The following is a 26,816-nucleotide window of genomic DNA, read 5'->3' on the forward strand; positions in this document are numbered from 1 at the left end:
TGTCCTCCCGCCCCTCTTAAATGTGAATGTCGGTCGGACGGGTGCGGCGCACCCAGTTCGCGACGACCATGCGGGTGAAGGTGACGGCGGTGAACACGCTGGTCGCGATGCCGATCAGCAGCACGATGGCGAAACCCTTGACCGGCCCCGACCCCAGCGCGAGCATGATGCCGCCGGCGATGGCGTGGGTCACATTCGCTTCGAAGATCGTGCGGCTGGCTTCCTTATAGCCATGCTCGATCGCCGCCACGACATTACGCCCCCGTCGCCGCTCTTCGCGGATGCGTTCGTAGATCAGCACGTTGGCGTCGACCGCCGTGCCGATGGTCAGCACGAAACCGGCGATGCCGGGCAGCGTCAGCGTCGCGCCCAATATGCCCATGACGCCCAGGATGACCAGCACGTTGATCGCGACGGCCAGGTTCGCATACATGCCGAAGCGGCCATAGCTGACGAACATGAACAGCGCGACCGCGACCACCGCGACCACCGATGCGATCAGGCCCGCCCGGATCGAATCCGCGCCCAGCCCCGGCCCCACGGTGCGCTCTTCCACCACGACGAAGTTCACCGGCAGCTTGCCCGAGCGCAGCGCGATGGCGAGCTGGTTGGCGCTTTCGACGGTGAAGCTGCCGCTGACCTGCGCGCTGCCGCCCAGGATAGGTTCGTTGATATTGGGTGCCGACAGCACCTTGCCGTCCAGGATGATGGCGAAGGGGCGGTTGACATTCTGCGACGTCACCTGCCCGAACTTGCGGCCACCCGAACTGTTGAAGCGGATGTTGACGATCGCCTGGTTGCTCTGGTCGTAACCCTGGGTCGCGTCGGTCAGATCCTCGCCCGACACCATCACCTGGCGCTTGACCGCGATGAACGGCACGCCCGAGGGGTTGTTGACATAGGGCAGCACTTCGCTGCCCACGGGCGCGCGGCCCTGCGCCACTTCGGACGGGTTGGCGGTCGTGTCGACCAGCTTGAATTCCAGCTTGGCGGTCTGGCCCAGCAGGGCCTTCAAGGCCTTGGGATCTTGCAGCCCCGGCACCTGCACGACGATACGATTGTCGCCCTGCTGCTGGATGGTCGGCTCGCGCGTGCCCATTTCGTCGATGCGGCGGCGGATGACTTCGGTCGATACCTCCATCGCGCTCTTGACCGCGTTCTTGATGCCCGCTTCGGTCGGCGTGATGACGATGGTGGAGCTGTTGACCACCTCGACATTGAAATCGCGCTGGCCGGTCAGGCCCGCCCCCTGCGTCAGCGGGCGGATGCGCTCGACCGCGGCATCGACCTGCGACGGGTCACGCACCATGAAGCTGAGCTTGCCGTCGCGGGCCGAAATATCGCCGATCGCGATCCTGGGATCGCCGCGGCGCAATTCGGTGCGGACCTGCTCTTCCATGTTGGTCAGGCGCTGCTTGGCGACATCCTGCGTCGATGCTTCGAGCAGCAGATGGCTGCCGCCCGACAGGTCGAGGCCCAGATTGACGCGCGTCTGCATGAAGCGCGGCAGGTGCGCGACGGTCGCGTCGGGCAGGAAGCTGGGAATGGCGCACAGCACGCCGATCGCCAGAGGCAGGATGATCGCGAAGATCGCCCAGCGCGAGAAGTTCAGCATGAAGGCGCTCAGTCGTTCGCGGGCTTGGCGGCGGTCGGATCGATCACCTCGGTCAGGGTCGACTTGACCGCCTTGACCTTCAGGCCCGGCGCCAGTTCGATATCGGCGTAAATCTCGTCCACGCGCGCTACCTTGCCGACCAGGCCGCCGCCGGTGATGACCTGATCGCCCTTCTTCACGGCGTCGATCTTCGCCTTATGCTCCTTCATCTTCTTTTGCTGCGGACGGATCAGCAGGAAATAGAAGACGACGAAGATCAGGACCAGCGGCGCCATCTGCACCAGGATTCCGGCGCCGGAGGCTTGCCCGCCCGCGGTCTGGGCAAAGGCTGGGGTAATGAACATGGGTGGGACTGCCTTGTATCTGTCGGTCGCGCACGCCCAGTCGGCGTCCACGGATCAAGGGCGGGCGGCTAACACAGATGGGGGGATAGAGGCAATATGATTAGGGATTCGGACGGCCGGTGGAAAGAGATGCGATTGAGCGCTTGCAACTTCCCATTTGTGCTTATATTGGGCGCCCTCCGGTCGGGACGTAGCGCAGCCTGGTAGCGCATCACACTGGGGGTGTGGGGGTCGGAGGTTCGAATCCTCTCGTCCCGACCAAGATTTTCGGAAAAGCGGCCGTCCGGGGGACGGACGCCCGAAAATCTCCCAAGCGCAAGCGCGGGAGGCCATCAAGCATTTCCAATAATGACGTGAGTCGGCCGTAAAGCCGACCGCTTGGTCGCGCCTGCAGGCGCGCAGACACCTGCGCGCACCGCGCACCGCATATTTCCCGCTGTCCTACAACGAACCATATGGGATAAATGATTCGCCTCTTTCCTGACTGGAGGCGAATATGGACATTCACGACCTGATCGACGAGGTCATCGCCCGCGAAGGCGGCTACAGCAATCACCCTGCCGATCGCGGCGGCCCGACCAACATGGGCATCACCTTGGGCGTAGCGCGCGCCAATGGCTATGCCGGCGAGATGCAGGCGATGCCGCGTGCCATGGCGGAGGGCATCTACCGCCGCCTCTATTGGGACCGGCCCGGCTACGCCTTCGTCGCGGAAATGAGCTGGCCGATCGCGGCGGAACTGTTCGACACCGGCGTCAATATGGGCGTCGCGACCGCGACCGGCTTCCTCCAGCGCGCGCTCAACGCGCTCAACCGCAACCAGCAGGACTATCCCGATATCAAGGTGGACCGGGCGATCGGCGCGCGGACGCTGGCCGCCTTGCGCGCGTTCCGCACCTTGCGCGGCGCGTCCGGCGACACGGTCCTGCTCAAGGCGATGGAGGCGTTGCAGGGCGAACGCTATGTCGCCTTGGCGGAGCAGCGCCCAGCCAACGAAGCCTTTCTCTACGGCTGGCTCGCCAACCGGATCGGTTAAAGGAGGGGATAATGCAGCAGGACACCGACCCCGACTCGACCGATCCCTGGGCAAGGCGCGCGCGGCCCGCCTTTCTTTACGTCATGTATGCGCTGCTGCTCTGGTCGGTGCCAATGGGGCTGGTCGCGGGCATCCATCCGGCCACGGCGGCGGCGATCATCGCGGGGATGCGCGCCTATCTGGGCGCGCTCCCCGAACCGCTCTACGCGCTCTTCGGCACCGGTTATCTGGGCTATACCGCCGCGCGCGCCTGGGGCAAGGCGAAGGGGCTGGAACGCTAACGGAGAAGGGCGCGGCCTTGAGAAGCGAGGCCGCCGCCCCGCCCTATCATACAGGCATGAGAGGGGCCGCCGGGTCAAAGCCCGACGGCCCATCATGTGCATGGTCAGCGGCCGGAAGCACCGCCCAAGGAAAACGGATTGTCGCGCTATCGCCCGCCCGGAGACACGGCCTGTCTATTGGCGCTCACAGTCTCTGGTGAAGGGATCGACGCTAAGGCGTCGCTCAGCGGCGCGTTTCCCGAATGGACTGAACCGACCCCAATGCTGAACCATGAGACATCGGATCACCTCCTTTCGCTAGTTGAAGCCCGCGTGACCGGCTTCGAGTGTACCCTCTGATCGGCCACGAGACGGACTGTGAATCAGACGAGAGACATGATCAAGACTTGTAATTTTCTTTTTTCGAATCATAATTTCGCGTCCTGCTTCGGCGCCGATCACGCCGAACGGTTCAACCCCGGCAATCCTCGATGACGCGCGATATTTCGGCCCAGACCGGGACGATCAACGGCGGCTGCCCGGCCGCCTCCACCGCGATCTTGCCGCGGCTATAGGCAAGCTGGTCGAGGCCGGTGTCAGATGCAGCGCGAAAAGCGACCAGATGCGGCACCGCGCCACCGGATGCCGTCGCCGGCCAGCTCGCTGCGCCATAGCTGGTCCGCACGATCAGCGCGCCCTGGCCACCCCCGGCCCCAACCGCCGCCCGCGCCAGGCTGACCCGGCGGCTGGCGCGGTCGCAGCGCAGCGTCAGTTGCGCGTCCGCTATGCTCGAACCGAATGTCGCGGACGCCCCCGCCGCTTCGGCGCGATATGTCCAGTTGCCCGGCGCGACCGGCCGATATTGCCATTCCGTTGCGACCGGCGCGGGCTGCGCCTGGGGCGCAGGCGTCGGCGCAGGCCGGACGGGTCGCCCCGCCACGGGCGCTGGCGCTGGCGCAGGGCGCGCCACCGGCCGGTCGGCGCCGGGACCGACGCAGGAGCCGAGCAGGATCAGAAAGGGCGCGAGCGCGGCGAAGGATGGGATGAGACGCATAGCCTTCCATGCCGGACGCTTGCCGGACGCTCAACCCGAAAAGGGTCGAGCCGCCGAACCGCTGCGTCCGGCCGCATGGCAATTGACTATTTTCCGCCGAATCGCTAATGGCCCCCTTCCCCTGAACGTGGCGAGCGGCGGTGCTTTTGGCACTGGCCGTCTTTTTTGCGTCCTGGGGTTATGTAATTGGCCGTTTTTCCTCGCCAGGGAAAACCGGCTCGGACGCTTTGAGATAGGGACGACTCCGGTCGGCCCTGTGGAGCAGGAGACACTATTACCATGGCACGTATTGCGGGTGTTAACATCCCGACCAACAAGCGCGTGATCATCGCGCTGACCTACATTCACGGCATCGGTCGCAAGACCGCCGTCGACATCGCCGACAAGCTGGGCATCGATCACAGCCGCCGCGTGCAGGACCTGTCCGACGCCGAAGTGCTGCAGATCCGTGAAACCATCGACGCCGACCTGTCCGTCGAGGGCGACCTGCGTCGCGAAACCGCGATGAACATCAAGCGCCTGATGGATCTGGCCTGCTATCGCGGCCTGCGTCATCGCAAGGGCCTGCCGGTCCGCGGCCAGCGCACGCACACCAATGCGCGCACCCGCAAGGGCAAGGCGAAGCCGATCGCTGGCAAGAAGAAGTAAGTAGGGCGCCGGGAAAACGGTCCGGGGGACTGTTTTCAGCCTTACTCCGCCGGAGGCAGCCATCGACAAGGCGCGGCCTAGGCCTAGCAGATTTTGTAGGAAGAACTCAAAATGGCACGCGAACCCCAGCGCATTAAGCGCCGCGAACGCAAGAACATCTCGGCCGGCGTGGCCCACGTCAACGCCAGCTTCAACAACACCATGGTGACCATCACCGACGCCCAGGGCAACGCGATTTCGTGGTCCTCGGCCGGCATGATGGGCTTCAAGGGCAGCCGCAAGTCGACCCCGTACGCCGCCCAGGTGTGCGCCGAAGACGCCGGCCGCAAGGCCGCCGAACATGGCGTCCGCACGCTCGAAGTCGAAGTGAAGGGCCCCGGTTCGGGCCGTGAATCGGCTCTGCGCGCGCTGCAGGCCGTCGGCTTCCACATCACCTCCATCCGCGACGTGACGCCGATCCCGCACAATGGCGTGCGTCCGTCCAAGCGTCGCCGCGTCTAACAGCGGCTGAGCGATATGCGGGCGGCGGACGCGCCGCCCGTTACCCGTCTACATCGGCCGCAACGTCCTGTCGGGTCCAGGATGATAAGCGTTTCGGCCACATCCCCAGGGGAATTACATGACTGTCAACATGAAGAACTGGCAGGAATTGAAGAAGCCCAACGCCCTCGAAATCAAGCCGACCAGCGACGGCAAGCGCAAGGCGACCTTCGTCGCCGAACCGCTTGAGCGCGGTTTCGGCCTGACGCTCGGCAATGCGTTGCGGCGGGTTCTTCTTTCCTCGCTCCAGGGCGCGGCGGTCACCTCGATCAAGATCGAGAACGTCCTGCATGAATTCTCGTCGCTGGCCGGCGTGCGCGAGGACGTGACCGACATCGTCCTCAACATCAAGCAGGTCGCGCTCCGCATGGAAGGCGAAGGCCCCAAGCGGCTGCAGCTTTCCGCCACCGGCCCGGCCGTGGTGAAGGCGGGCGACATCAGCGTCGTGGGCGACATCGAAGTGATGAACCCCGATCTGGTCATCTGCCATCTGGACCAGGGCGCGACGCTCAACATGGAACTGACCGCGGATGTCGGCAAGGGCTATGTCCCCGCCGTCGCCAACCGCCCGGCGGACGCCCCGATCGGCCTCATTCCGATCGACGCGCTCTACTCGCCGGTCCGTCAGGTCGCCTACAAGGTGGACAACACCCGCGTCGGCCAGGAACTGGACTATGACAAGCTGTCGCTGACCGTCGAGACCGACGGCACCGTCACGCCTGAAGACGCGGTGGCCTATGCCGCCCGTATCCTGCAGGACCAGCTCCAGCTGTTCGTCCACTTCGAAGACGCGCTGCCCGCCGCCGCCCCTGCTGCGGGTCACACCGCCGCTGCGGCTTCGGAAGGCGAAAGCGACACCAACCAGATCAACCGCTATCTTCTCAAGAAAGTGGACGAACTGGAACTGTCGGTCCGCTCGGCCAACTGCCTCAAGAATGACAACATCATCTATATCGGCGATCTGGTCCAGAAGACCGAAGCCGAGATGCTTCGCACCCCCAATTTCGGCCGCAAGTCGCTGAACGAAATCAAGGAAGTGCTGTCGTCCATGGGCCTGCGCCTGGGCATGGACATCCCCGGCTGGCCGCCGGAAAATATCGAGGAAATGGCCAAGAAGCTCGAACAGGAGCTGCTGGGTTAAAGCCAGACTGCCGTTCGTTTCGAGCGAAGTCGAGAAACGGGAAGCTCGCGCAAGACGCTTCTCGCCACGCTCGAAGCGAACGGATGCTGGTTTATCGGGGTTTTGGGCGGCGCCCCTTATTCGCCGCCTGGTCTGGGATACCTTGCACGGTCCCTTAACGAACGAAGGAATGCATTATGCGTCATAGAGTTGGTCATCGTAAGCTGCAGCGCGCCACCGGTCATCGTACCGCCCTGCTGCGCAACCTCGCCGCGTCGCTCATCAAGCATGAGCAGATCCTGACCGGCGTCGCCAAGGCCAAGGAACTGCGTCCCTACGTCGAAAAGCTGATCACGCTCGCCAAGAAGGGTGGCCTGTCCAACCGTCGTCTGGCCGACGCCCGCCTGAAGGACGATGCGCAGCTCGCCAAGCTGTTCGAAGTCCTGGCCGAACGCTACAAGGACCGCAACGGCGGCTACACCCGCGTGATCAAGGCCGGCTTCCGCGCCTCGGACGCGGCGCCGATGGCAATCATCGAGCTGGTCGACCGCGACGTCAGCGCCAAGGGCCAGGACAGCGGTCCGGTCTTCAGCGCGGAAGACGAGCAGGAAGACGCCTGATCCGACCAGTCCCGCATTCAGGGACTGGCGCTTTACCAACAGGCCGTGGCTCTCTAGGGAGCCACGGCCTGTTGTCGTTTGGAAAAGAGTCGAAAGAGAGGATGCGCGTCGCTGCCCTGATCCTGCTGCCGCTGCTGCTGGCGGCCAGCCCCGCTTATGCGGGGCCGGAGGGCGCCGCCATCGATGCGGGCGGCCTGAAGGCGTCCGACGCCCTGCGCTATCCCGTCGCCAGGCGGCTCGACCTGGTCGAGGATCATTTCGGCGTGAAGGTCGCCGATCCCTATCGCTGGCTCGAAAACGACCTGCGCGCCGACCCTGCGGTGCGCGACTGGGTGGGCCAGGAAAATGCCCTCACCCGCCGCTATATCGACGACCTCCCCGGCCGCGAGGCGCTCAAGGGCCGGATGCAGGCGCTGCTCTCGCACGGGCGCTACACCGTGCCGCGCAAGGCGGGCGGCCGCTATTTCTATGGCTATAACAAGGGGCTGGAGAACCAGACCCCGCTCTATGTCCGCGAAGGGCTGAACGGCCCGCAACGGCTGCTGCTCGACCCCAATGACTGGGCGAAGGATGGCGCGAGCGCGCTGGCGGAATGGACCCCCTCCCCCGACGGCCGCACCCTCGCCTTCGCAGTGCAGGAGGCCGGCAGCGACTGGCGCACGCTCAAGCTGCTCGACGTCGATACCGGCAAAGTGCTGGACGACCGGGTCGAATGGGTGAAATTCTCCCAGATCGCCTGGGACGGCCGGGCAGAGGGTTTTTTCTACTCCCGCTTCGCCGCGCCCCAGGATGGCGAGGCATTCCGGTCGGCCAGCGAGGACCAGCAGCTCTATTATCACCGCATCGGCACCGCCCAGGCGCAGGACCAGCTCGTCTACGCCACGCCCGACCGGCCCGCGCTCAGCCACCAGGCGCAGGTGACCGGCGACGGCCGCTGGCTGATCATCAGTTCCTTTCAGGGCATAGACCCCCGCCGCGAACTCCATGTCGCGGAACTCACCGGCGGTCCGATCAAGCCTCGCCTGCTGGTCAAGGGACCGGCGCAGGACTGGCGGCTGATCGGCAGCAAGGGGACGACTCTCTTCTTCCTGACCGACGATCACGCCCCCCATATGCGGGTGGTGACGCTGGACGCATCGCGCCCGCGCCAGCGACCAAAGCCGCTGGTGCGCGAGCGGCCGGAGACGCTGGCCGGCGGGTCGCTGGTCGGCAACCGCATGATCCTGGCCTATATGAGCGACGCCCAGACGGTGGCCGAACTGGTCGAACTGGACGGGCGCAAGGTTACCGACGTGCCGCTGCCGGGCTTTGGCACCGCGGCGGGCTTTGGCGGGCGGGAAGGCGACCCCGAAACCTTTTTCAGCTTCTCCGGCTTCGTCACCCCGTCCAGCATCTACCGCTTCGACACCAGCAGCCTGCAAAGCCAGATCTTCGCCCAGCCCGACCTGCCCTTCGACCCTAATGATTTCGGCATCGAACAGCGCCTCTACCCTTCGAAGGACGGCACGCTGATCCCGATGACGATCCTGCGCAAGAAGGCGCTGGCCGATCGCGCGATCGCCGCGCCGACCATCCTCTACGGCTATGGCGGCTTCAACATTTCGCTGACGCCCGGCTATTCGGCGACCCGCATGGCCTGGCTGGAACAGGGCGGCGCCTATGCCATCGCCAATCTGCGCGGCGGCGGGGAATATGGGAAGGCGTGGCACGATGCCGGGCGCGGCGCGAACAAACAGAATGTCTTCGACGATTTCATCGCCGCGGCCGAATATCTGAAAGCCAACGGCTTCACCCCCCAGAACGGCCTCGCGATCGAGGGCCGCTCGAACGGCGGGCTGCTCGTCGGCGCCGTGGTCAATCAGCGGCCCGACCTGTTCGCCGCCGCGCTGCCGGCCGTGGGCGTCATGGACATGCTGCGCTTCGACCGCTTCACCGCGGGCCGCTACTGGATCGACGATTATGGATCGCCTGAAAAGGCGGCCGATTTCCCGCTGCTCTACGGCTATTCGCCCTATCACAACATATTGGGCGGAAAGGATTATCCCGCGATATTGGTGACCACCGCGGACACCGACGACCGCGTCGTCCCCGCCCACAGTTTCAAATATGCCGCCGCGCTTCAGGCCGCCGACCTTGGCGCCCGCCCCCGCCTGCTGCGCGTCGAAAGCCGGGCGGGCCATGGGTCGGGCAAGCCGGTCGACAAGCTGATCGACGAATATGCCGACAGCTATAGCTTCGCGGCCTATTTCACCGGATTGAAGATCAAGGCCAGGCCGGATTGATAGTCCCGCGGGGGACCGGCAAGGCCGGTGCATGGGCGCCACCGCCGTTCAGCCGCGCGACAGCCGATCGCGGCTATAGCCCCATTCATCGCATGGAGACGCAGGCATGATCGGGACCAAGACTCGCTGGATGACCGGGGCGCTGGTGAGCGCGGGGCTGCTGCTGGGCAGCGTCGGGACGGCCGAAGCCCGCCCGCGCTACGGCTATGGCGGCGGTGGCTGGGGCCATCAGGGCGGCTGGGACCGGCATCATCGCCGCGGCGACGGCTTCGGCCTGGGCGACGCGATCGGTGTCGCCGCGATCGTGGGCGCGGTGGCGATCGTCGCCAATTCCATGAACAAGGACAAAAGGGTTCGCGATCCGAACACCGGCGGCGAATATGACGCGCCCCCGCCCAGCAGCGGCACCGACTATGGCGCGGACGTCCGCGATGACGCCCCCGCACGCGACGACGCCGACTTCTCCGATATCGCGGGCGCCGACGATGGGAACGGCGCGCTGACCGACGCCTGCGCGCTTGCCGCCCGCGATGAAGCGCAGGCGCGGGAGGGCGGCTATGCCGAGGTGCGCCACATGGAAACGCCGCTCGCCACGGCCGATGGCTATAATATCGACGGCTATGTCGAAACCCGCACCAGCTATCGCGCCAATGACGGCGTCTCGCGCCGCTTCACCTGCGCGATGAAGAACGGCCGGGTGGCGGAAGTCTATCTCAGCCGCGACGTCGCGATGCGGTAAGCCGGGCCTGCCAGTCTCGGTCATGCGGCCGGAATGTCGGTTTCCTGCCATGCACTGCCTGCCAGCGGGATGGGCACTCGCCGCCCGTCTGGCACCATTGATGCAGGACCGGCACTTGGTGGCCGCCTCGTTGGCGCACCGGCGCGACCCGTCCGATATCCATCACTTACTCGACCATGGCTTCGCAGCGGCGTTTCAGGGACGATTGCTTCCCGACACTTAACAACATCGTGAACTTCGGCACCGTCGCCCTTGGCAACCCCCGCGCATCCCTATAGCCCCACCGCCATGTCCGCCCCGCCCCTGCCCCGCCGCAACGCCGCGATCGTCTTCATCCTCATCACGGCGCTGCTCGACGTCATGTCGATGGGGATCGTCATCCCGGTCCTGCCGCAGCTCATAGAAACGCTGTCCGGCTCCGACGCGGCCGCGGGCATGTGGAACGGCCTGTTCGTCGCGCTGTGGGCCGGGATGCAGTTCGTCTGCTCGCCCCTGATCGGTTCGCTGTCCGACCGCTTCGGGCGGCGACCGGTGATCCTGATCTCGGTCGCGGGCCTGTCGCTCGACTATGTGCTGATGGCGCTCGCACCCAATCTCTGGTGGCTGGCATTGGGCCGCATCCTGGCAGGCATCACCTCGTCCAGCTTCACCTCCACCTTCGCCTATATGGCCGACATCACCCCGCCCGAAGAGCGCGCCAGGGGCTATGGCCTCATCGGCGCGGCCTTCAGTGCCGGCTTCGTCGCCGGGCCGCTGCTGGGCGGCGTGCTGGGTGAAATTTCCCACCGCGCGCCCTTCTGGGCCGCCGCCGCCCTGTCCGGCCTCGCCTTCCTCTACGGCCTGTTCGTCCTGCCCGAATCGCTGACGCCGGACAAGCGCATGGCGTTCAGCTGGCGTCGCGCCAATCCCTTCGGCGCGCTGCGCCTGCTGCGCTCGCACCCGGAACTGTCCAGCCTCGCCGTCGGCAATTTCCTGCTCTATTTCGCCCATCACATCTTCTCCGCCATCTTCGTCCTCTATGCCGGCGATCGCTACGGCTGGGGCGCATGGCAGGTGGGCGGCCTGCTGGCGCTGGTGGGCCTGCTCGACATGGCCGTGCAGGGGCTGCTGGTCGCCCCGGTGGTCAAGCGGCTGGGCGACCGCACCACCATGGTGGTGGGGCTGTGCTTCGGCGCGATCGGCGTCGCGGCCATGGGGCTCGCCCCGACCGGCTGGCTGTTCATCGCCGCCATGTTCCCCAATGCGCTCTGGGGCCTCGCCATGCCGACGATCCAGTCGCTGATGACGCGGCACGTCTCGCAATCCGAACAGGGACAGTTGCAGGGCGCGAACAACAGCGTCGGCGCGATCGCCGGCATCGTCTCGCCGCTCTTCTTCGGCGCCATCTATTCGCTCTCGGTGGGGGCAAGACCGACCCTGCCCTTCATCGGCAGCGCCTTCCTCATCGCTGCCGCCGTGCTGGCGTTCGCGGCGCTGATCGGCTGGCGAGCGGGCCAGCAATTCAAGCCGCAACTGGACATATCGGGGCCGGGCGACTAACCGGGCGCGAATCCCTTCCCACGCTCGACATAAAGGCGATTCGATGACGCTGCCCCTTCAGGATTCCATCCTTATCGTGGACTTCGGCAGCCAGGTGACCCAGCTCATCGCCCGGCGCGTCCGCGAAGCCGGCGTCTATTCCGAGATCGCCCCCTTCAACAGCGCCGCCGAAGCCTTCGAACGGATGCAGCCCAAGGGCATCATCCTGTCCGGCGGCCCCTCCTCGGTCATGTGGGAGGACAGCCCCCGCGCCCCGCAGCATTTCTTCGACGCGGGCATTCCGATTCTGGGCATCTGCTACGGCCAGCAGACGATGATGCAGCAGCTCGGCGGCAATGTCGAAGGCGGCGAAAGCGGCGAATTCGGCCGCGCCTTCATCGAAGTGAAGCAGGGCTGCGCCCTGTTCGACGGCCTTTGGACCACCGGCGAAAAGCATCAGGTCTGGATGAGCCATGGCGACAAGGTCACGAGCCTGGCCCCCGGCTTCGAAGTGGTCGCGACCAGCGAGGGCGCGCCCTACGCCATCACCGCCAACGAGGCCAAGCGCTTCTACGCCACCCAGTTCCACCCCGAAGTCGTCCACACCCCCGACGGCGCCAAGTTGCTCGCCAATTTCGTCCGCCATGTCTGCGGCCTCGCCGGTGACTGGACCATGGCGGAGTTTCGCGCGACCAAGATCGCGGAGATTCGCGCGCAGGTGGGCGAAGGCCGGGTCATTTGCGGCCTGTCCGGCGGCGTCGACAGCGCGGTCGCTGCGGTCCTGATCCATGAAGCGATCGGCGACCAGCTCACCTGCGTCTTCGTCGACCATGGCCTGATGCGGCTGGGCGAAGCCGAACAGGTGGTCAGCCTGTTCCGCGAACATTATGGCATCAAGCTGGTCCATGTGAATGCGGAGGACCGCTTCCTGGGCGGCCTCGCCGGCCTCACCGACCCGGAAAAGAAGCGCAAGTTCATCGGCGGCGAATTCATCGCCGTGTTCGAGGAGGAAGCCGCGAAGATTGGCGGCGCCGACTATCTGGCGCAGGGCACCCTCTATCCCGATGTGATCGAGAGCGTCAGCTTCACCGGCGGCCCGTCGGTCACGATCAAGTCGCACCATAATGTCGGCGGCCTGCCCGAACGCATGAACATGAAGCTGGTCGAGCCCTTGCGCGAACTGTTCAAGGACGAGGTCCGCATACTCGGCAAGGAACTGGGCCTGCCCGACATCTTCGTCGGTCGCCACCCCTTCCCTGGCCCCGGCCTCGCCATCCGCATCCCCGGCGAAGTCACCAAGGAACGCTGCGACATTCTCCGCAAGGCGGACGCCATCTATCTGGAGGAGATTCGGAGCGCCGGCCTCTATGACGCGATCTGGCAGGCCTTCGCGGTGCTGCTGCCGGTCCGCACCGTGGGCGTGATGGGCGACCACCGCACCTATGACAGCGTCTGCGCCGTGCGCGCCGTCACCTCGACCGACGGCATGACCGCCGACATCTACCCCTTCGACGCCGCCTTCCTCAGCCGCGTCGCGACCCGCATCATCAACGAGGTCAAGGGCATCAACCGCGTAGTCTATGATTACACCTCGAAGCCGCCGGGCACGATCGAGTGGGAATGATCTGAACTTTCCACGAGGGATCGAAACTGCGCCGGAATGGCGCATGATCCACTGACTGGACATATTTGCTGATCGACGACATGCGCCGACGGGTGGTGGATGTCCTTCGCGATGAACATCCGCCCGATGCGAACGAACGACGCTTCGCCCGGTCTGCCGGGCGAAGCGCATTGTCTCGGGTTAGCCGTTCAGCTTGTCCTTCACCGCCTTGGCGGGCGTGAAGCTGAGCTTGCGCGACGCCTTGATGGTCATCGCTTCGCCGGTCGCGGGGTTACGGCCCTCACGCTCCGGGCTGTCCTTCACCTTGAACTTGCCGAAGCCGTTGATCGAGATTTCCTCGCCCTGCGCCGCAGCATCGCCGATCGCGGCGAACAGGCCATCGACCAGCTTCTTCGCGTCCGCCTTGGTGATCCCGTTTTCGCCGGCCAGCTTGTCGGCAAGATCGCTGTTGTTCATCGATAGTCTTCCTTGTTGTTGAAACCTGAGTGGACGATCTAGCCGCATTCGCAGCCCGCGTCACTGCATCCTTGCTCGCGCCACTGCGCTGCGATCAAGAGCATAATGCCCGTCAACGCAAGCGGTGCGCCGTTATCGATCATATGGACGCGGCTGCCGCCCCTGTTCCTGCGCTTCGACCGCCCTGGCGGCGAGTGCGGAGCCGGAGGGATGGCCCCGGCCGATGCCGAAAGCCGCGACCGCATGACGGGCCTGAAGCAGGGCGCATCAGGCACCGGTCGAGCGCAGGGATCAAGCCTGCCGATCGCTGATCGCTTGCGCGCCTGACTTGGGATGCCACCCCCGACAGGCTATAGCTGCATCCATGATCGCCCGCCCTCCCCTCGGCCACCCCGTCTATCGGGACATGTCGACCACCATCTTCGAACATATGTCCGCCCGCGCACGGGAAACGGGCGCCATCAATCTGGGGCAGGGTTTCCCCGAAGGCCCCGGCCCAGATGCCGTCCTGCAAGCCGCCGCCGACGCGCTGCTGACCCGATCCAGCCAATATCCGCCGATGGCGGGCCTCGTCGAACTGCGCACGGCCGTCGCGGATCATTATGCCCGCCACCAGCAACTCGACCTCTCGCCGCAGGAGGTGATCGTCACCTCCGGCGCGACCGAGGCGATCGCCGCCAGCCTGCTGGCGCTGGTGCAGCCGGGCGACGAAGTGCTGATGCTCGCCCCGCTCTACGACGCCTATCTGCCGCTGGTGGAGCGGGTCGGCGGCATGGCGAAGCTGGTGACACTGACCCCGCCCGACTGGCGCATCACCCGCGAAGCGCTGGCGGCGGCGATCACGCCCCGCACCCGCATCCTGCTGATGAACAATCCGGTGAACCCCACCGGCGTCGTGCTGCGGGAAGAAGAACTGGCGCTGATCGCCGACCTGTGCGTCGCCCATGACCTCATCGCCATCTGCGACGAAGTCTGGGAACAGACCGTTTATGACGGCCTGCCCCACCGCCCGCTCATGGGCCTTGCGGGAATGCGCGACCGCACCGTCAAGATCGGGTCGGCGGGCAAGATTTTCTCCGTCACCGGCTGGAAGGTCGGCTGGATGTGCGCCGCGCCGCCGATCGCCGCCCTGCTCGCCCGCGCCCACCAGTTCCTGACCTTCACCACCCCGCCGGGCCTGCAATGGGCGGTGGCGGAGGGGCTTGCCTATCCCGACGCCTGGTTCGCCGACCAGCGCGCCGCCTATCAGGCGTCGCGCGACCGGCTGGCGGCGGGCCTCGCGGCGGCGGGCTATGTGGTGCAGCCCAGCGCCGCGACCTGGTTCCTGTCGATCGACCTGCCCGCATCGGGCATCGCGCTGGACGACGTCAGCTTCTGCAACCGCATCATCGATGAAGCCGGCGTGGCGGCGATCCCGATCAGCGCCTTCTATCCGACGCGGCCTGTCACCCATCTGGTCCGCCTCTGCTTTTCCAAGACGGACCGGACGTTGGATCAGGCGATAGAACGGCTCGCCGCCTTCCGCGCGACGCTTGGCTGACGGACGATCGCCGCGCCCAGGATCAGCATCGCGACCAGCAGCAGCCCCTGCGTCGCCAGAAAGGGCGGTTCCGTCCCAGTCGGCGCGAAGGCATGGAGCCAGGGCATCTTCAGGAAGCTCTGCACCACCAGCACGAACAGGTTGAGCCACAGGGCCGCGGTCGCGCTCACCGCGTAGACGACCCGCGCCCGGCCGCGCAGCCTGAGACCATATAGCACCACCAAAGCGACGATCAGCACCAGGGTCGAGACGATCCCGACCCCGATCGCCGGGGTGAAGCCGCGAAAGGGAAAGAGGAAGCCGGTCAGGCTGGTCAGCAGGGTGGTGGCGAGGAAAAGCGCCTGAATGCGAGGCAGGAACCGCCCCTTCGCCTGCGCCAGCAGGGCGGCAAGTCCGGCAAGGATGCCGATCAGGCTGATCGCGACATGCAGGACGATGAAAGCGGGAATGGAAAGACCGAGGATCATGATATGTCTCCTAGATTCCAACATCCGTTCGTTTCGAGCGACGTCGGGAAACGGTTCTCGACACGCTCGAACCGAACGGAAGATGAGGCTCAGGCGCGATACCGCCCTGCCGCATCCTTGCGCGACAGGTTCGGCCGCAACGTCCCCCGCGCGGCCAGATAGGCGTCGAGATCGCCCCGCTCCGGCAGCGCCGGGATGGTGATCGGCTCGCCCATGTCCAACCCGGCCAGCGCGGCGTCGACCATCACCTCGACATCCATCACCATCTCGGCCGGGATTCCCGCGATCTGTTCGGCGGTCCAGATCGCCGTCCGGGTGATCCCGGGCAACACCGCCTGCACCTTCACCCCCTTGGCCCCCAATTCGACCTGCAACGCTTCTGTAAAGGCCAGCACATAGGCCTTGGTCGCGGGATAGACCGCCGTGAAGCCGTCGGGCATCAGCGCCGTGACCGACGTGATGTTGATCAGCGTCCCTGCCCCGTTGGCCGCCAGCCGCGGCGCGATCGCACGCGACAGCCGCGTCACCGCCAATATGTTGAGGTCGATCATCCCGGTCAGATAGGCCGGGTCCGTCTCGACGAAGCTCTGTTCGCCCGCAATCCCGGCATTGTTCACAAGCCCGGTGACGGCGTCATCGTCCCGCAGCCGCGCTTCGATCCGGGCGAGGTCGTCGGCCTTGGCGAGATCGGCGGCGATCACTTCGACAGCGACGCCGGTCTGGGCGCGCAGGCTGGCGGCCAGCGCCTCCAGCTTCCCCACCCGTCGCGCGACGAGGATCAGGTTCGCGCCGCGCTTGGCGAAGCGATCGGCATAGACCGCGCCGATGCCGTCCGACGCGCCGGTGATGAGAATGGTTTCGTTGGTCATGGGAAGTCTCCTTTGAGTCCATCCCGTTCGGTTCGCGCGACGTCGAGAAACGGTTCTCGACACGCTCGAACCGGACGGTGTCGGACATGTCAGCCGTTGATGAAATCGAGCAGGTCGGCGTTGAACCGATCCTGATGCGTGACCGTCAATCCATGATCGGCCCCCTCATACACTTTTAGCACCGCTTGCGTAACGATCTTGGCGGTGGAAAGGGCGGCCGCACCGATCGGCACGATCTGGTCGTCGTCGCCGTGCAGCACCAAAGTCGGCACATCGACCTTCGCCAGGTCGGCATGGAAATCGCTTTCGGAAAAGGCGCGGATGCTGTCGAGCTGGCCCTTCAGCCCGCCCATCATCCCCTGCCGCACGAAATCGTCACGGATGCCGTAGGAGATCACCGCGCCTTCCCGATTATAGCCGTAAAAGGGGATGGTCAGATCCTGGAAAAACTGGCTGCGATTGTCGAACGTCCCCTTGCGGATGCCGTCGAATATCTCGATCGGCAGCCCGCCCGGATTGGCTTCGGTCTTCAGCATCAGCGGCGGCACCGCGCCGATCAGCGCCAGTTTGGCGACTCGCGCCGTGCCATGGCGCCCGACATAGCGGGTGACTTCGCCGCCGCCGGTGGAATGGCCGACCAGCACCACATCGCTCAGATCCAGCGCCTCGATCAGTTCGGCCAGATCGTCGGCATATTGGTCCATATTGTTGTTCGCCCAGACCTGATCCGACCGGCCATGGCTGCGGCGGTCATGGGCGATGGTGCGAAAGCCCCGATCGGCGAAATAGACCATCTGCGCGTCCCAGGCGTCGGCGCTCAGCGGCCAGCCATGGGAAAAGACGATCGGCTGGCCGTCGCGCGGCCCCCAGTCCTTGTGGAAGATGCGGGTGCCGTCCTTGGTGGTGACGAAATTGCTCATGATGAAATCCCTTCTCTGTCTCGGAAGAGCGTTCTCACGCCCTGTGCTTGCAGAATTAGGGGAGTTGGACGAGGATCGGGATTGGCGGTCCCGACATTAAGCGGGCCGATTCCGACAAAGGCGGCACTCATGGACGCGATGCAGCCCCCCAGGGCAGAAATCGGGATTCTCTTCTACCGCGACTGCCAGCAGGCGATGGTCCATGGCATGACCGACCTGATCGCCATCGCCGGACAATTTTCACAGCAGCATGGCGGCCCCGCCTTGCGCGTCAGCCATTGGCACATGCAGGCCGATGGCGGATGCGCCCGCGTGCATGATACGCATGAAGCCCTGGCCGGTACGCCCGACATCTGGCTCGTCCCCGGACGCTTGACCGGCATACCCGATGCCGTTGAGGCCGCACCCTATGCCCGCTGGCTGCTCGATCGCCACGCCGCCGGCGCGACCCTCGCCTCCAATTGCGGCGGCGCCTTCCTGCTTGCGGCGACCGGCCTCCTCAGTGGCCGCCCGGCGACGACGCACTGGTGGTTCGCCGATTCGTTTCGCGCCCGCTTCCCCGATGTGAAGCTGGACTGCGACCGCATCGTGATCGACGATGGCGACATCATCACCGCGGGCGGCCTGATGGCCTGGACCGACCTCGGCCTGCGGCTGGTCGACCGCCTGCTCGGCCCGACGGTGATGCTCGACACCGCCAAATTCCTGCTGATCGACAGCGCCGGGCGCGAACAGAAGCATTTCGCGCGCTTCATGCCGCGCATGACCCATGGCGACGAACCGATTTTGAAGGCCCAGCACTGGCTCGCCGCGCGGGAAGCCAAAGCCGTCAGCGTCGGCGACATGGCGGCGCAGGTCGGTATGGAGGAACGCACCTTCCAGCGCCGTTTCAAGGCGGCGACCGCCATGACGCCGATCGAATATGTCCAGCATCTGCGCGTCGCAAAGGCGCGCGAACATCTGGAGTTTACGAAGCGCACGATCGACCAGATCGCCTGGAGCGTCGGTTATGAAGACGCCGCCGCCTTCCGCAAGCTGTTTCATCGCCTCGTCGGCCTGTCGCCCGGCGACTATCGCGCCCGCTTCGCGGCGCCAAGCGCGCGGGCGGCCTGATTTTCAATAGTTAGCTAACTATCTAAATTCGACATGGCGTTTCTACTGTCGCACTCGCCGTCTCACACTTGCAGCGTCCGTCCCGGCCCGCTAGGTTCCCGTTTCGTTCCAAACAAGGATTATCATGGACAGCCTGGCCGCCCTCTTCATTCTCGTCGCCCTGCTGATCGGCCTTGCGGTCGGCTGGCTGCTCAAGGGCAAGGCGCTTGCCCCGCTTGCCGCCGAGAAGGCGGAACTGCGTGACAAGCTGGACCTCGCCACCAGCCAGCGCAACGGCGCCATCGCCGAACTGGCGGTGGAGCAGGAGCGCGTCCATCAGTCCGCGACCCACATCGCCCGGCTCGAAACCGCCCAACTGGCCGCCGACCAGCGGCTCGAAGCCCTGCAGGCCGCCGCCGCCCAGCGTATCGAGTCCATCCAGGCCGAACGCGAAGCCGCGCTGCGCGAACTGGCCGGATTGAAGTCCGATACACAGGCCCGCACCCAGGCCTTCGAGCAGCAGATCGCTGCGCTCCGGGACGCCAAGGAACAGCTCTCCGCCCAGTTCAGCGAAATCGGCGGCAAGTTGCTCGAATCCGCCCAGACCCAGTTCCTGACCCGCGCCGACCAGCGTTTCGCCCAGGCGAACGAGAAGAGCGAGGCCCAGCTCAAGACCCTGCTCAATCCGGTCGAAACCACGCTCAAACGCTATGAGGAGGGCCTCGCCCGCGTCGAAAAGGACCGGGTCGGCAGCTATGCCGAACTGCGCGAGGCGGTGCAGCAGGTGCATCTGGGCCAGGGCCAGGTGCGCGAGGAAACCGCCAAGCTGGTCAACGCGCTGCGCGCCGCGCCCAAGACCCGGGGCCGCTGGGGCGAACAGCAGTTCAAGAACCTCATCGAAACCGCCGGCCTCTCCCCCTTCGTCGATTTCAGGGAAGAAGTATCGGTCGCGGTCGAAGCCAATGGCTCTGAAACCCGGATGCGGCCCGACTTCGTCATCAACCTGCCTGGCGACCAGCAGATGGTGGTCGATGTCAAATGCTCGCTGGTCGCCTATCTCAACGCCGTCGACCAGGTCGATCCGGCGCTGCGCGACGCCCATATGCTCGACCATGCCCGCGCCATGCGCACCCATGCCGACGCGCTGGGGCGCAAGGCCTATTGGGAGCAGTTCGACAAGGCCCCCGACTTCGTCATCATGTATGTCCCCGGCGACAATTTCGTCACCGCCGCGCTGGAAGCGGACATGGACCTGTGGGAACGCGCGGCCAAGAATCGCGTCATCATCTGCGGTCCCGCCACCTTCCTCCCCCTCGCCCGCACGCTGGCGGGTCATTGGCGCCAGGCCAAGATGCAGGAACAGGCGCAGCAGGTCGGCCAGCTCGGCAAGGAGCTGTATGAGCGCCTGGCCGTCGCCGCGACCCACCTGAAGCGCCTCGGCTCCGGCCTCAACAGCGCCGTCTCGAACTACAACAGCTTCATCGGCAGCTTCGAAAGCCGCGTCCTGTCCACCGGCCGCAAGTTCCGCGACCTCGACATCGAAACCGGCGGCAAGGAGATCGAGGCGATGGAGCCGCTCGACGTGCTGGCCCGCGACGCCCAGACCGACGAGGCGCGGGCCTTGCCGGCGGCGGAATGCATTAAAACAGGAACAAGCATGGCCTGACCGCGTCTCTTCTCCATGAGCGGCAACAAATCACAGGATTTGACAGAGTCGCGGGTCGGAGAGTGCCATGTGGAAAGCCATCACCCTGCGCCGTCCATTGCGGCGGCGCGAAGACAAAGCGCCAGACGTAACGACGTCGCGCGCGCCCCCGTCCAGACAGGATCATCCCTTTGCCGATCTGATGGCGAAACTGGACAAGATTCCCTATCGGCGGACCCGGAAACCGGCTTTCGGGGGCCGCTGACGCCGCCCCGCCGATAGGCCCCATTGCCGCCCCGCCTTCAGGCTGGCATGGCGGGGGCATGACACGCATCGGCCTGCTTGGCGGCTCCTTCAACCCGGCCCATGGCGGGCACCGCGCCATCTCGCTCTTCGCGAAGGACGCGCTGGACCTGGACGAAATCTGGTGGCTGGTATCCCCCGGCAATCCGCTCAAACCCGCCAAAGGCATGGCCCCGCTCCCGGCCCGCCTCGCCCACGCCCGCATCGTCGCCCGCCGCGCCCCGATTCGCGCGACCGCGATCGAGCGGCATCTGCGCACCCGCTACACGATCGACACGCTGCGCGCGCTCACCCGCCGCTACCCCAAAAACCGCTTCATCTGGCTGATGGGCGCGGACAATCTGGCCCAATTCGGCCGATGGCGCGACTGGCGCGGCATCGCCCGGCAAATGCCCATTGCTGTTATCGCCCGTCCGGGCTATGATGACGCCGCCCGTGGCTCTGTGGCCATGAGCTGGCTGCGGCGCTTCGTCCGGTCCGCGCGCCAGAGTGCAGACTGGACGAATTGGAGACCACCGGCGCTCGTGCTATTGCGCTTTCGCCCTGATCCAAGATCGGCGACCCTGCTGCGGCAGGCGGACCCCCTCTGGCATCGCGAATATGAAGCAACGTGTGTGCGCGATCCGCTCACGCGTCGGTACGTCATCTAGATTGGAGTTTCATTGTCTAACCTCGCCTCTGCCAACGATACCGCGCTCGGCGCGCAATCCGTGGCCGCCCTGCACGCCCTCGTCATGCAGTCTCTCGACGACGACCAGGCCCAGGAAACCATCTCCATCCCGCTGGAAGGCAAGAGCAGCATCGCCGATTATATGGTGATCGCCAGCGGCCGTTCGTCGCGTCAGGTCGCCGCGATCGCCCAGCATCTGGCCGAGAAGATCAAGAAGGAAACGGGCCGCTCCGCGCGGGTCGAGGGACTTCCGGTCGCCGACTGGGTGCTGATCGACGCTGGCGACGTGATCGTCCATCTGTTCAAGCCGGAAGTGCGCAGCTTCTACAATCTGGAACGGATGTGGGGCTTCGTCGACGCGCCGGTCGCGGGCAACGCCTGACCTCTGCATTCCGTTCGTCCTGAGTAGCCGCTGAGCGAAGTCGAAGCGGCGTATCGAAGGATTGCGCGGGTGCTTCGATATGGGGCTTCGCCTCTACTCAACACGAACGGAGTAGGGTGTGCTCCTTCACATCATCGCGCGCGGCAAGATCGGGCGCTCGCCCGAAGCCGATCTGGTCGACCGCTATGTCAAGCGGCTGACCATGCCGCACAAGATCACCGAAATGCCCGACCGCGGCGGCAAGCTGCCCCCGGTCGCACCCGGCACCGTCACGGTCATGCTGGACGAAAAGGGCAAGCAGCTCGGCTCGCTCGATTTCGCCCGCCGGATCGAGGGCTGGCGCGACGCGGGCACGCGCGAATGTCGATTCCTGATCGGCGCGGCGGACGGATTCGACGATGCGGAACGAGCCAATGCCGACCTGCTGATCGCCTTCGGCGCCATGACCTGGCCGCATATGATGGCCCGCGCGATGCTGGCTGAACAATTGTGGCGCGCCTGCTCGATCCTTGCGGGCCACCCCTATCACCGCGAGGGTTAGCCGCCCTTTCGACCATGCTCGACACGCCCTGCGCTTATGCCTAGTCAGGAACGATACGGGTCGGGGCATCGGGTGAAGCGCAATCTCCTCATCGCAAGCATAATGGCGGGCCTGATGGCCTTCGCCGCCACGCGCCTTCCGGCCGCTGACGATGCCGCGATCATCCTGTCCGGCACCGCCGGCACGACGCTGGCGCAGGAGCAGCAGGCGCTCAAAAACGCCCGCCGCCAGTCGGACGAGGCCCGCGACCGCTCCGCCCGGCTGGAACAGCAGGCCGGGCTTGCCCGCGACGAGGCCGAACAGGCGCGCCGCCGCGCCGCCGCGCTCGCCGCCCGCATCCAGCAGGCGGAGGCCGACATTCAGGCGGCGCAGGCCCGGATCGCCATCATCGCCCGGATGCAGCGCGCGCAGGCCGCGCGTCTCGCCGCCAGGCAGGAACCCGTCGTCCGCCTGACGGCCGCGCTCCAGATGATGGCCCGCCGTCCGCTGGCGCTGGCGCTGGTCCAGCCCGGATCGGTCGGCGACGCGGTCCATATGCGCGCGGTGCTGGGGCAGGTGCTGCCGGTGATCGAGCAGCGCACGGCCGGCCTGCGGCAGGAACTGGACAAGAGCCGCGCCCTGCGCGCCACCGCGCAGCAGGCGGCCGATGCGCTGGGCAAGGCGCAGGCCGACCGCAAAGACCGGCAGACCGCGCTCGCCGCCCTCGAAACGCAAAAGCGCATCGCCGCCCGCGACTATGGCGCCAATGCCGGCATGGAGAGCGAGCGGGCGCTCGCGCTGGGCGAACGGGCGCGCGACATCGTCGACCTGATGGACCGGCTGGAACAGGCCGGCGACCTGCGCGAGCGGCTGGCTGCCCTGTCCGGCCCGCTGCTTCGCCCCGCCCGCCCCGATCAGACCGGCGCCCCCGCCCCGGAGCGCGATGCGTCCGCCGGCGGCCCGCCGCCCTATCGCCTGCCGGTGATCGGCCAGCTCGTCACCGGCATGGGCGAGGTCAACGACGGGGGCGTGCGATCGCGCGGGCTGACTTTGGTGACCCAGCCGGGCGCGCAGGCGATCGCGCCCACCGCCGGCCGCATCGCCTTCGCCGGCCCCTATCGCGATTATGGCCAGATCCTCATCATCGACCATGGCCAGGGCTGGACCACCCTCATCACCGGCCTGCACCGCGTCACGGCACAGGTCGGCGACAGCGTGCGCCAGGGCGACCCCGTCGGCATCACCGGCCCGGAACGCCCCAACATCACCGTGGAACTGCGCCGTAACGGCCGCCCGGTCGATATCGTGCCGCTGGTGGGATTGGGGTGATGCATTGATAGTAGCATCAATTGATGCTAACTGCGATGCGTATGGGAGATATGCAGTGCGTACGACGGTAACCCTCGATGACGATCTCGTGGCAACGGCGCAGGAATATACCGGCCTGCGGGAAAAGCCGGCGCTGCTCCGTGAAGCGTTGACCGCCCTGATCCAGCGGGAAGCTGCGCGCCGCCTCGCGCGTCTCGGTGGTTCTCAACCCGATCTGGAACTGCCTTCCCGTCGTAGACCGGACATGCCGTGATCCTGGCGGATACGTCTGTTTGGGTAGATCATCTGCGAGCGGAAGATGCCGTCCTGAGCGCCTTGCTCGACGCAGAGGACGTGTTGTGCCACCCCTTCGTGATCGGCGAAATCGCGATGGGCAGCCTACATCGGCGGGAATCGCTGTTGAACATATTCAAGCGCCTTCCTTCTGCGGTGGCAGCGAGCCATGACGAAGTCATGCATCTCGTGGAAACTGAGCGCCTCTTTGGCTCAGGTGTGGGCTATTTGGATGTTCATCTGCTCGCATCGACAAGGCTCACACCAGACGCGAAACTTTGGACACGCGATAGGCGATTAAGCGACGCCGCGGTTCGCTTGGGGGTCGCTTGGACTCCCCATTAACCCGACGCTCATCGATTCTGCGCAACATTGGTCGAAGCGCGCTTTTGCGTCTGTACGCGAATCAGCTATGGTAGGAAGCAGATGCCGGAATCTAGGACAGCCATGAAATCCACCTTCCTCCAGGGCGCAGTCGCGCTCGGGGCGCTTGCGCTCATCCCTGCCACCACCGCAGCCCTCGCCGACGGGGAGGCGTCGAGCTACAAGGCGCTCGACGAGTTCATGGACGTGTTCCAGAAGGTCCGCAGCGACTATGTCGAAAAGGTCGACGACGAAAAGCTGATCAAGGGCGCGATCGACGGAATGCTCGCCAGCCTCGACCCGCATAGCAGCTTCCTCGACGCGCGCGACTTCCAGAATCTGCGTACCCAGACGGAGGGCAGCTATGGCGGCCTGGGCCTGTCGGTCACGCAGGAGGATGGCGCGGTCAAGGTGATCGCGCCGACGCAGGACACCCCGGCCTGGCGGGCGGGGATCAAGGCGGGCGACTATATCACCCATATCGACGGCCAGTTGATCTATGGCGGCACGCTGGACGAGGCGGTCGACAAGATGCGCGGCGCGCCGGGCACCAGCCTGAAGCTGACCATCGTGCGCGCCGGCCGCGACAAGCCGATCGACCTGACCCTGACGCGCGAGATCATCCAGCTCAAGCCCGTGAAATGGGAAGTGAAGAACAATATCGGCATCGTCAACATCGTCAGCTTCTCGGCCAATACCGGGGCCGACGTGCGGTCGGCGATCCGCAGCATCGACAAGTCGCTGGGCCACAAGCCCACCGGCTATATCCTCGACCTGCGGTCCAATCCCGGCGGCTTGCTGGACGAAGCGGTGAGCGTCAGCGACGCCTTCCTGGAGCGCGGCGAGATCGTGTCGCAGCGCGGCCGGGCGAAGGGCGATGTCGAACGCTATTACGCCAAGCCCGGCGACGACGCCAAGGGCCTGCCGGTGATCGTGCTGGTCGATGCGGGTTCCGCCTCGGCCTCCGAAATCGTCGCGGGCGCATTGCAGGACCAGCATCGCGCGCTGGTGATGGGCGAGCGCAGCTTCGGCAAGGGCAGCGTCCAGACCATGCTGCCGCTGTCGAACACCACCGCGCTCAAGCTGACGACGGCGCGCTACTACACGCCGTCGGGCCGCAGCGTGCAGGAAGGCGGCATCCAGCCCGATATCCGCGTGCCGCAGTTGAGCGATCCCGATTACAAGAACCGGCCGAAATATCGCGAGAGCGACCTGCGCCGTCACCTGATCAACGAGATCAAGACCGACGACAAGGCGCTGGAGGAAGACAGCAAGGACGATCCGCGCTTCGCCCTGTCGGCCGAGGAACTGAAGAAGAAGGGCGTCGAGGACTTCCAGCTCGACTATGCGCTCAAGACGATCGCGCGCCTGGCCGGCACGCCCGGCGCGACCATCGCCCAGGCGCAGGGGGCGGCGCGCAAGCCGGGGGCGAAATAAGGCGATCTCTTCACCATGGCGTGTTCCCGCGCAGGCGCGAACACGCCACGATATGTCCAGGCCATCAAGTTCAGCATGACGAAAGCAAGCCAAGGCTTTAAGCGGGCATCATGAAGAGCATCCCGCTTGCCCGCACCATCGCCTTGCTGACGCCCGTCCTGCTGCTGGGCGGCGCCTATTCGTCGCAATATGTCGGCGGCCTGCACCCCTGCGACATGTGCTGGTGGCAGCGTTACCCCCATATGGCCGCGATCCCGCTGGCGCTGCTGGCCTATGCGCTGCGCGGCCGCGCCTGCGTCAGCGCGCTGTTCGCGGGGCTGGCCGGCCTCGCCATCGGCATCAGCGGGCTGATCGGCCTGTTCCATGCCGGGGTCGAATATGGCTGGTGGGAAGGACTGACCACCTGCTCCACCACCCCGGCGGGCGGCGGCGCCGACCTGCTCAACCAGATCTGGGCGACGCCGATCACCCGTTGCGACGTCGCGCCATGGGATCTTTTCGGCATTTCGCTCGCCGGCTATAACGGCCTCTTGTCCGGAGCCGCCGCGCTCGCCATCTTGGCGCTATTGCTCAAGGCGAGAAAAGCATGACCGCGCCCAAGGATTTTCCCCGACCGGGCAAGCGCCTGTCCGATGCCGACCGCGCCGCCATGGTGCGGGTCGACCAGGCGGGCGAGTTCGGCGCGGTGCGCATCTATGCCGGCCAGCTGGCGGTGATGGGCGATCGCCACCCCTATGGTCGGCTGATCGCCGGCATGGCGGCGCAGGAGGAACGGCATCGCGCCGCCTTCGACGCGATGATCGCCCGGCGCGGGGTGCGCCCGACGGCGCTGGCGCCGATCTGGAGCGCGGCCGGTTTCGCCCTGGGCGCGGTCACCGCCGCCATGGGGCCGAAAGCGGCGATGGCCTGCACCGCGGCGATCGAAACCGAGATCGACCGCCATTATGCCGAGCAACTGGCGCAATTGGGCGACAGCGATTCGGAACTCTCCACCGCCATTGCGGATTTCCAGGCGGAGGAGGTCGAACATCGCGACGCGGCGCTCGCCCACGGTGCGGAGCGGGCACCTGCCTACCCCCTCTTGTCGGGCGCCATCCGTTTGGGATGCCGGGCCGCCATCGCGCTTTCCAAGCGCCTCTGATAAGGACGG

29 protein-coding genes and 1 tRNA gene are annotated in these 26,816 nt (G+C 65.9%); 23 read left to right on the forward strand and 7 right to left on the reverse strand.

All coding sequences use genetic code 11. The features are described 5' to 3' along the window. Positions 1 to 16 precede the first annotated feature (16 nt). Complete coding sequence (gene secD, locus ABT375_RS10290) at positions 17 to 1,615, reverse strand: protein translocase subunit SecD (protein ID WP_416462355.1); 1,599 nt, start codon at positions 1,613 to 1,615, stop codon at positions 17 to 19. An 8-nt stretch (positions 1,616 to 1,623) separates the two neighbouring features. Next, a complete protein-coding gene (gene yajC / locus ABT375_RS10295; RefSeq protein ID WP_224550589.1) occupies positions 1,624 to 1,959 on the reverse strand; it encodes a preprotein translocase subunit YajC in 336 nt (111 codons plus the stop codon). Positions 1,960 to 2,143: 184 nt separating this feature from the next. Here yajC and ABT375_RS10300 point away from each other — a divergent pair. The 3 genes from ABT375_RS10300 to ABT375_RS10310 all read left to right on the forward strand — a co-directional run bounded on the left by ABT375_RS10300 (position 2,144) and on the right by ABT375_RS10310 (position 3,276). Continuing rightward, positions 2,144 to 2,220, forward strand: a tRNA-Pro gene (locus tag ABT375_RS10300). Positions 2,221 to 2,455: 235 nt separating this feature from the next. Next, entirely contained in the window at positions 2,456 to 2,995 is a 540-nt protein-coding gene (locus tag ABT375_RS10305) for a glycoside hydrolase family 108 protein (RefSeq protein WP_416462356.1), read from the forward strand. An 11-nt stretch (positions 2,996 to 3,006) separates the two neighbouring features. Next, positions 3,007 to 3,276 carry a 3TM-type holin gene (locus tag ABT375_RS10310; protein WP_224548096.1) on the forward strand — a complete coding sequence of 90 codons (270 nt, stop codon included), beginning with the start codon at positions 3,007 to 3,009 and terminating at the stop codon, positions 3,274 to 3,276. Positions 3,277 to 3,727: 451 nt separating this feature from the next. On the opposite strand, the gene ABT375_RS10315 is transcribed toward ABT375_RS10310, so the two are convergent. After that, positions 3,728 to 4,309: a hypothetical protein gene (locus ABT375_RS10315; RefSeq protein WP_416462357.1), complete on the reverse strand. Its 582-nt coding sequence runs from the start codon at positions 4,307 to 4,309 to the stop codon at positions 3,728 to 3,730. Positions 4,310 to 4,588: 279 nt separating this feature from the next. Between ABT375_RS10315 and rpsM the strand changes: the two genes are divergently transcribed. From rpsM to guaA, 8 genes are all read left to right on the forward strand, one after another. Beyond that, complete coding sequence (rpsM, locus tag ABT375_RS10320) at positions 4,589 to 4,957, forward strand: 30S ribosomal protein S13 (RefSeq protein ID WP_066606530.1); 369 nt, start codon at positions 4,589 to 4,591, stop codon at positions 4,955 to 4,957. Between the two features lie 111 nt (positions 4,958 to 5,068). Next, positions 5,069 to 5,458, forward strand: coding sequence for a 30S ribosomal protein S11 (gene rpsK / locus ABT375_RS10325; protein ID WP_004208752.1), 390 nt, complete (start codon positions 5,069 to 5,071; stop codon positions 5,456 to 5,458). 118 nt (positions 5,459 to 5,576) lie between these two features. Further along, positions 5,577 to 6,638, forward strand: coding sequence for a DNA-directed RNA polymerase subunit alpha (locus tag ABT375_RS10330; protein ID WP_224548098.1), 1,062 nt, complete (start codon positions 5,577 to 5,579; stop codon positions 6,636 to 6,638). Between the two features lie 176 nt (positions 6,639 to 6,814). After that, entirely contained in the window at positions 6,815 to 7,237 is a 423-nt protein-coding gene (gene rplQ, locus ABT375_RS10335; RefSeq protein WP_224548099.1) for a 50S ribosomal protein L17, read from the forward strand. Between the two features lie 101 nt (positions 7,238 to 7,338). Continuing rightward, on the forward strand, positions 7,339 to 9,519 hold the full coding sequence (locus tag ABT375_RS10340) for a prolyl oligopeptidase family serine peptidase (protein ID WP_416462358.1): 2,181 nt from the start codon (positions 7,339 to 7,341) through the stop codon (positions 9,517 to 9,519). A gap of 106 nt (positions 9,520 to 9,625) precedes the next feature. Further along, positions 9,626 to 10,258 (forward strand): hypothetical protein, encoded by a 633-nt coding sequence (locus ABT375_RS10345; RefSeq protein ID WP_416462359.1) that lies wholly within the window; start codon positions 9,626 to 9,628, stop codon positions 10,256 to 10,258. Positions 10,259 to 10,546: 288 nt separating this feature from the next. Continuing rightward, positions 10,547 to 11,797, forward strand: a complete 1,251-nt coding sequence (locus ABT375_RS10350) for a TCR/Tet family MFS transporter (RefSeq protein ID WP_416462360.1) — start codon at positions 10,547 to 10,549, stop codon at positions 11,795 to 11,797. A gap of 43 nt (positions 11,798 to 11,840) precedes the next feature. Continuing rightward, the gene (gene guaA / locus ABT375_RS10355; RefSeq protein WP_224548104.1) at positions 11,841 to 13,400 is read left to right on the forward strand and encodes a glutamine-hydrolyzing GMP synthase; all 1,560 of its coding nucleotides are present in this window, start codon (positions 11,841 to 11,843) and stop codon (positions 13,398 to 13,400) included. 180 nt (positions 13,401 to 13,580) lie between these two features. Here guaA and ABT375_RS10360 read toward each other — a convergent pair whose 3' ends face one another. Beyond that, positions 13,581 to 13,856, reverse strand: a complete 276-nt coding sequence (locus tag ABT375_RS10360) for an HU family DNA-binding protein (protein WP_224548130.1) — start codon at positions 13,854 to 13,856, stop codon at positions 13,581 to 13,583. A 364-nt stretch (positions 13,857 to 14,220) separates the two neighbouring features. Between ABT375_RS10360 and ABT375_RS10365 the strand changes: the two genes are divergently transcribed. Further along, positions 14,221 to 15,396: an aminotransferase gene (locus ABT375_RS10365; RefSeq protein WP_416462361.1), complete on the forward strand. Its 1,176-nt coding sequence runs from the start codon at positions 14,221 to 14,223 to the stop codon at positions 15,394 to 15,396. On the opposite strand, the gene ABT375_RS10370 is transcribed toward ABT375_RS10365, so the two are convergent. The 3 genes from ABT375_RS10370 to ABT375_RS10380 all read right to left on the reverse strand — a co-directional run bounded on the left by ABT375_RS10370 (position 15,351) and on the right by ABT375_RS10380 (position 17,652). Beyond that, entirely contained in the window at positions 15,351 to 15,863 is a 513-nt protein-coding gene (locus ABT375_RS10370) for a hypothetical protein (RefSeq protein WP_261936074.1), read from the reverse strand. The genes ABT375_RS10365 and ABT375_RS10370 overlap by 46 nt on opposite strands. 89 nt (positions 15,864 to 15,952) lie before the next feature. Further along, complete coding sequence (locus ABT375_RS10375; protein WP_416462362.1) at positions 15,953 to 16,732, reverse strand: SDR family NAD(P)-dependent oxidoreductase; 780 nt, start codon at positions 16,730 to 16,732, stop codon at positions 15,953 to 15,955. 89 nt (positions 16,733 to 16,821) lie between these two features. Further along, positions 16,822 to 17,652 (reverse strand): alpha/beta fold hydrolase, encoded by an 831-nt coding sequence (locus ABT375_RS10380; protein WP_416462363.1) that lies wholly within the window; start codon positions 17,650 to 17,652, stop codon positions 16,822 to 16,824. 129 nt (positions 17,653 to 17,781) lie between these two features. Between ABT375_RS10380 and ABT375_RS10385 the strand changes: the two genes are divergently transcribed. The 11 genes from ABT375_RS10385 to ABT375_RS10435 all read left to right on the forward strand — a co-directional run bounded on the left by ABT375_RS10385 (position 17,782) and on the right by ABT375_RS10435 (position 26,807). Continuing rightward, positions 17,782 to 18,765 (forward strand): GlxA family transcriptional regulator, encoded by a 984-nt coding sequence (locus ABT375_RS10385; RefSeq protein ID WP_416462364.1) that lies wholly within the window; start codon positions 17,782 to 17,784, stop codon positions 18,763 to 18,765. 124 nt (positions 18,766 to 18,889) lie between these two features. After that, positions 18,890 to 20,410: a DNA recombination protein RmuC gene (gene rmuC, locus ABT375_RS10390; protein WP_416462365.1), complete on the forward strand. Its 1,521-nt coding sequence runs from the start codon at positions 18,890 to 18,892 to the stop codon at positions 20,408 to 20,410. A gap of 302 nt (positions 20,411 to 20,712) precedes the next feature. Continuing rightward, positions 20,713 to 21,342 carry a nicotinate-nucleotide adenylyltransferase gene (locus tag ABT375_RS10395; RefSeq protein ID WP_261936069.1) on the forward strand — a complete coding sequence of 210 codons (630 nt, stop codon included), beginning with the start codon at positions 20,713 to 20,715 and terminating at the stop codon, positions 21,340 to 21,342. Positions 21,343 to 21,426: 84 nt separating this feature from the next. Next, entirely contained in the window at positions 21,427 to 21,744 is a 318-nt protein-coding gene (rsfS, locus tag ABT375_RS10400) for a ribosome silencing factor (protein ID WP_315975808.1), read from the forward strand. A gap of 118 nt (positions 21,745 to 21,862) precedes the next feature. Beyond that, positions 21,863 to 22,285, forward strand: coding sequence for a 23S rRNA (pseudouridine(1915)-N(3))-methyltransferase RlmH (locus ABT375_RS10405; RefSeq protein WP_224548148.1), 423 nt, complete (start codon positions 21,863 to 21,865; stop codon positions 22,283 to 22,285). A 102-nt stretch (positions 22,286 to 22,387) separates the two neighbouring features. After that, complete coding sequence (locus ABT375_RS10410; protein WP_416464878.1) at positions 22,388 to 23,593, forward strand: murein hydrolase activator EnvC family protein; 1,206 nt, start codon at positions 22,388 to 22,390, stop codon at positions 23,591 to 23,593. A 55-nt stretch (positions 23,594 to 23,648) separates the two neighbouring features. After that, positions 23,649 to 23,846 carry a type II toxin-antitoxin system VapB family antitoxin gene (locus tag ABT375_RS10415; RefSeq protein WP_416462366.1) on the forward strand — a complete coding sequence of 66 codons (198 nt, stop codon included), beginning with the start codon at positions 23,649 to 23,651 and terminating at the stop codon, positions 23,844 to 23,846. After that, positions 23,843 to 24,211 (forward strand): type II toxin-antitoxin system VapC family toxin, encoded by a 369-nt coding sequence (locus ABT375_RS10420; RefSeq protein ID WP_416462367.1) that lies wholly within the window; start codon positions 23,843 to 23,845, stop codon positions 24,209 to 24,211. The genes ABT375_RS10415 and ABT375_RS10420 overlap by 4 nt, the downstream gene beginning before the upstream one ends. A gap of 102 nt (positions 24,212 to 24,313) precedes the next feature. Continuing rightward, positions 24,314 to 25,666, forward strand: coding sequence for a S41 family peptidase (locus tag ABT375_RS10425; protein WP_416462368.1), 1,353 nt, complete (start codon positions 24,314 to 24,316; stop codon positions 25,664 to 25,666). A 110-nt stretch (positions 25,667 to 25,776) separates the two neighbouring features. Then, the gene (locus ABT375_RS10430) at positions 25,777 to 26,256 is read left to right on the forward strand and encodes a disulfide bond formation protein B (RefSeq protein ID WP_416462369.1); all 480 of its coding nucleotides are present in this window, start codon (positions 25,777 to 25,779) and stop codon (positions 26,254 to 26,256) included. After that, positions 26,253 to 26,807 carry a demethoxyubiquinone hydroxylase family protein gene (locus tag ABT375_RS10435; protein ID WP_416462370.1) on the forward strand — a complete coding sequence of 185 codons (555 nt, stop codon included), beginning with the start codon at positions 26,253 to 26,255 and terminating at the stop codon, positions 26,805 to 26,807. The genes ABT375_RS10430 and ABT375_RS10435 overlap by 4 nt, the downstream gene beginning before the upstream one ends. Positions 26,808 to 26,816 lie beyond the last annotated feature (9 nt).

This window comes from Sphingomonas sp. VDB2 (genome assembly GCF_047946695.1).
Classification (GTDB): domain Bacteria; phylum Pseudomonadota; class Alphaproteobacteria; order Sphingomonadales; family Sphingomonadaceae; genus Sphingobium; species Sphingobium bisphenolicum.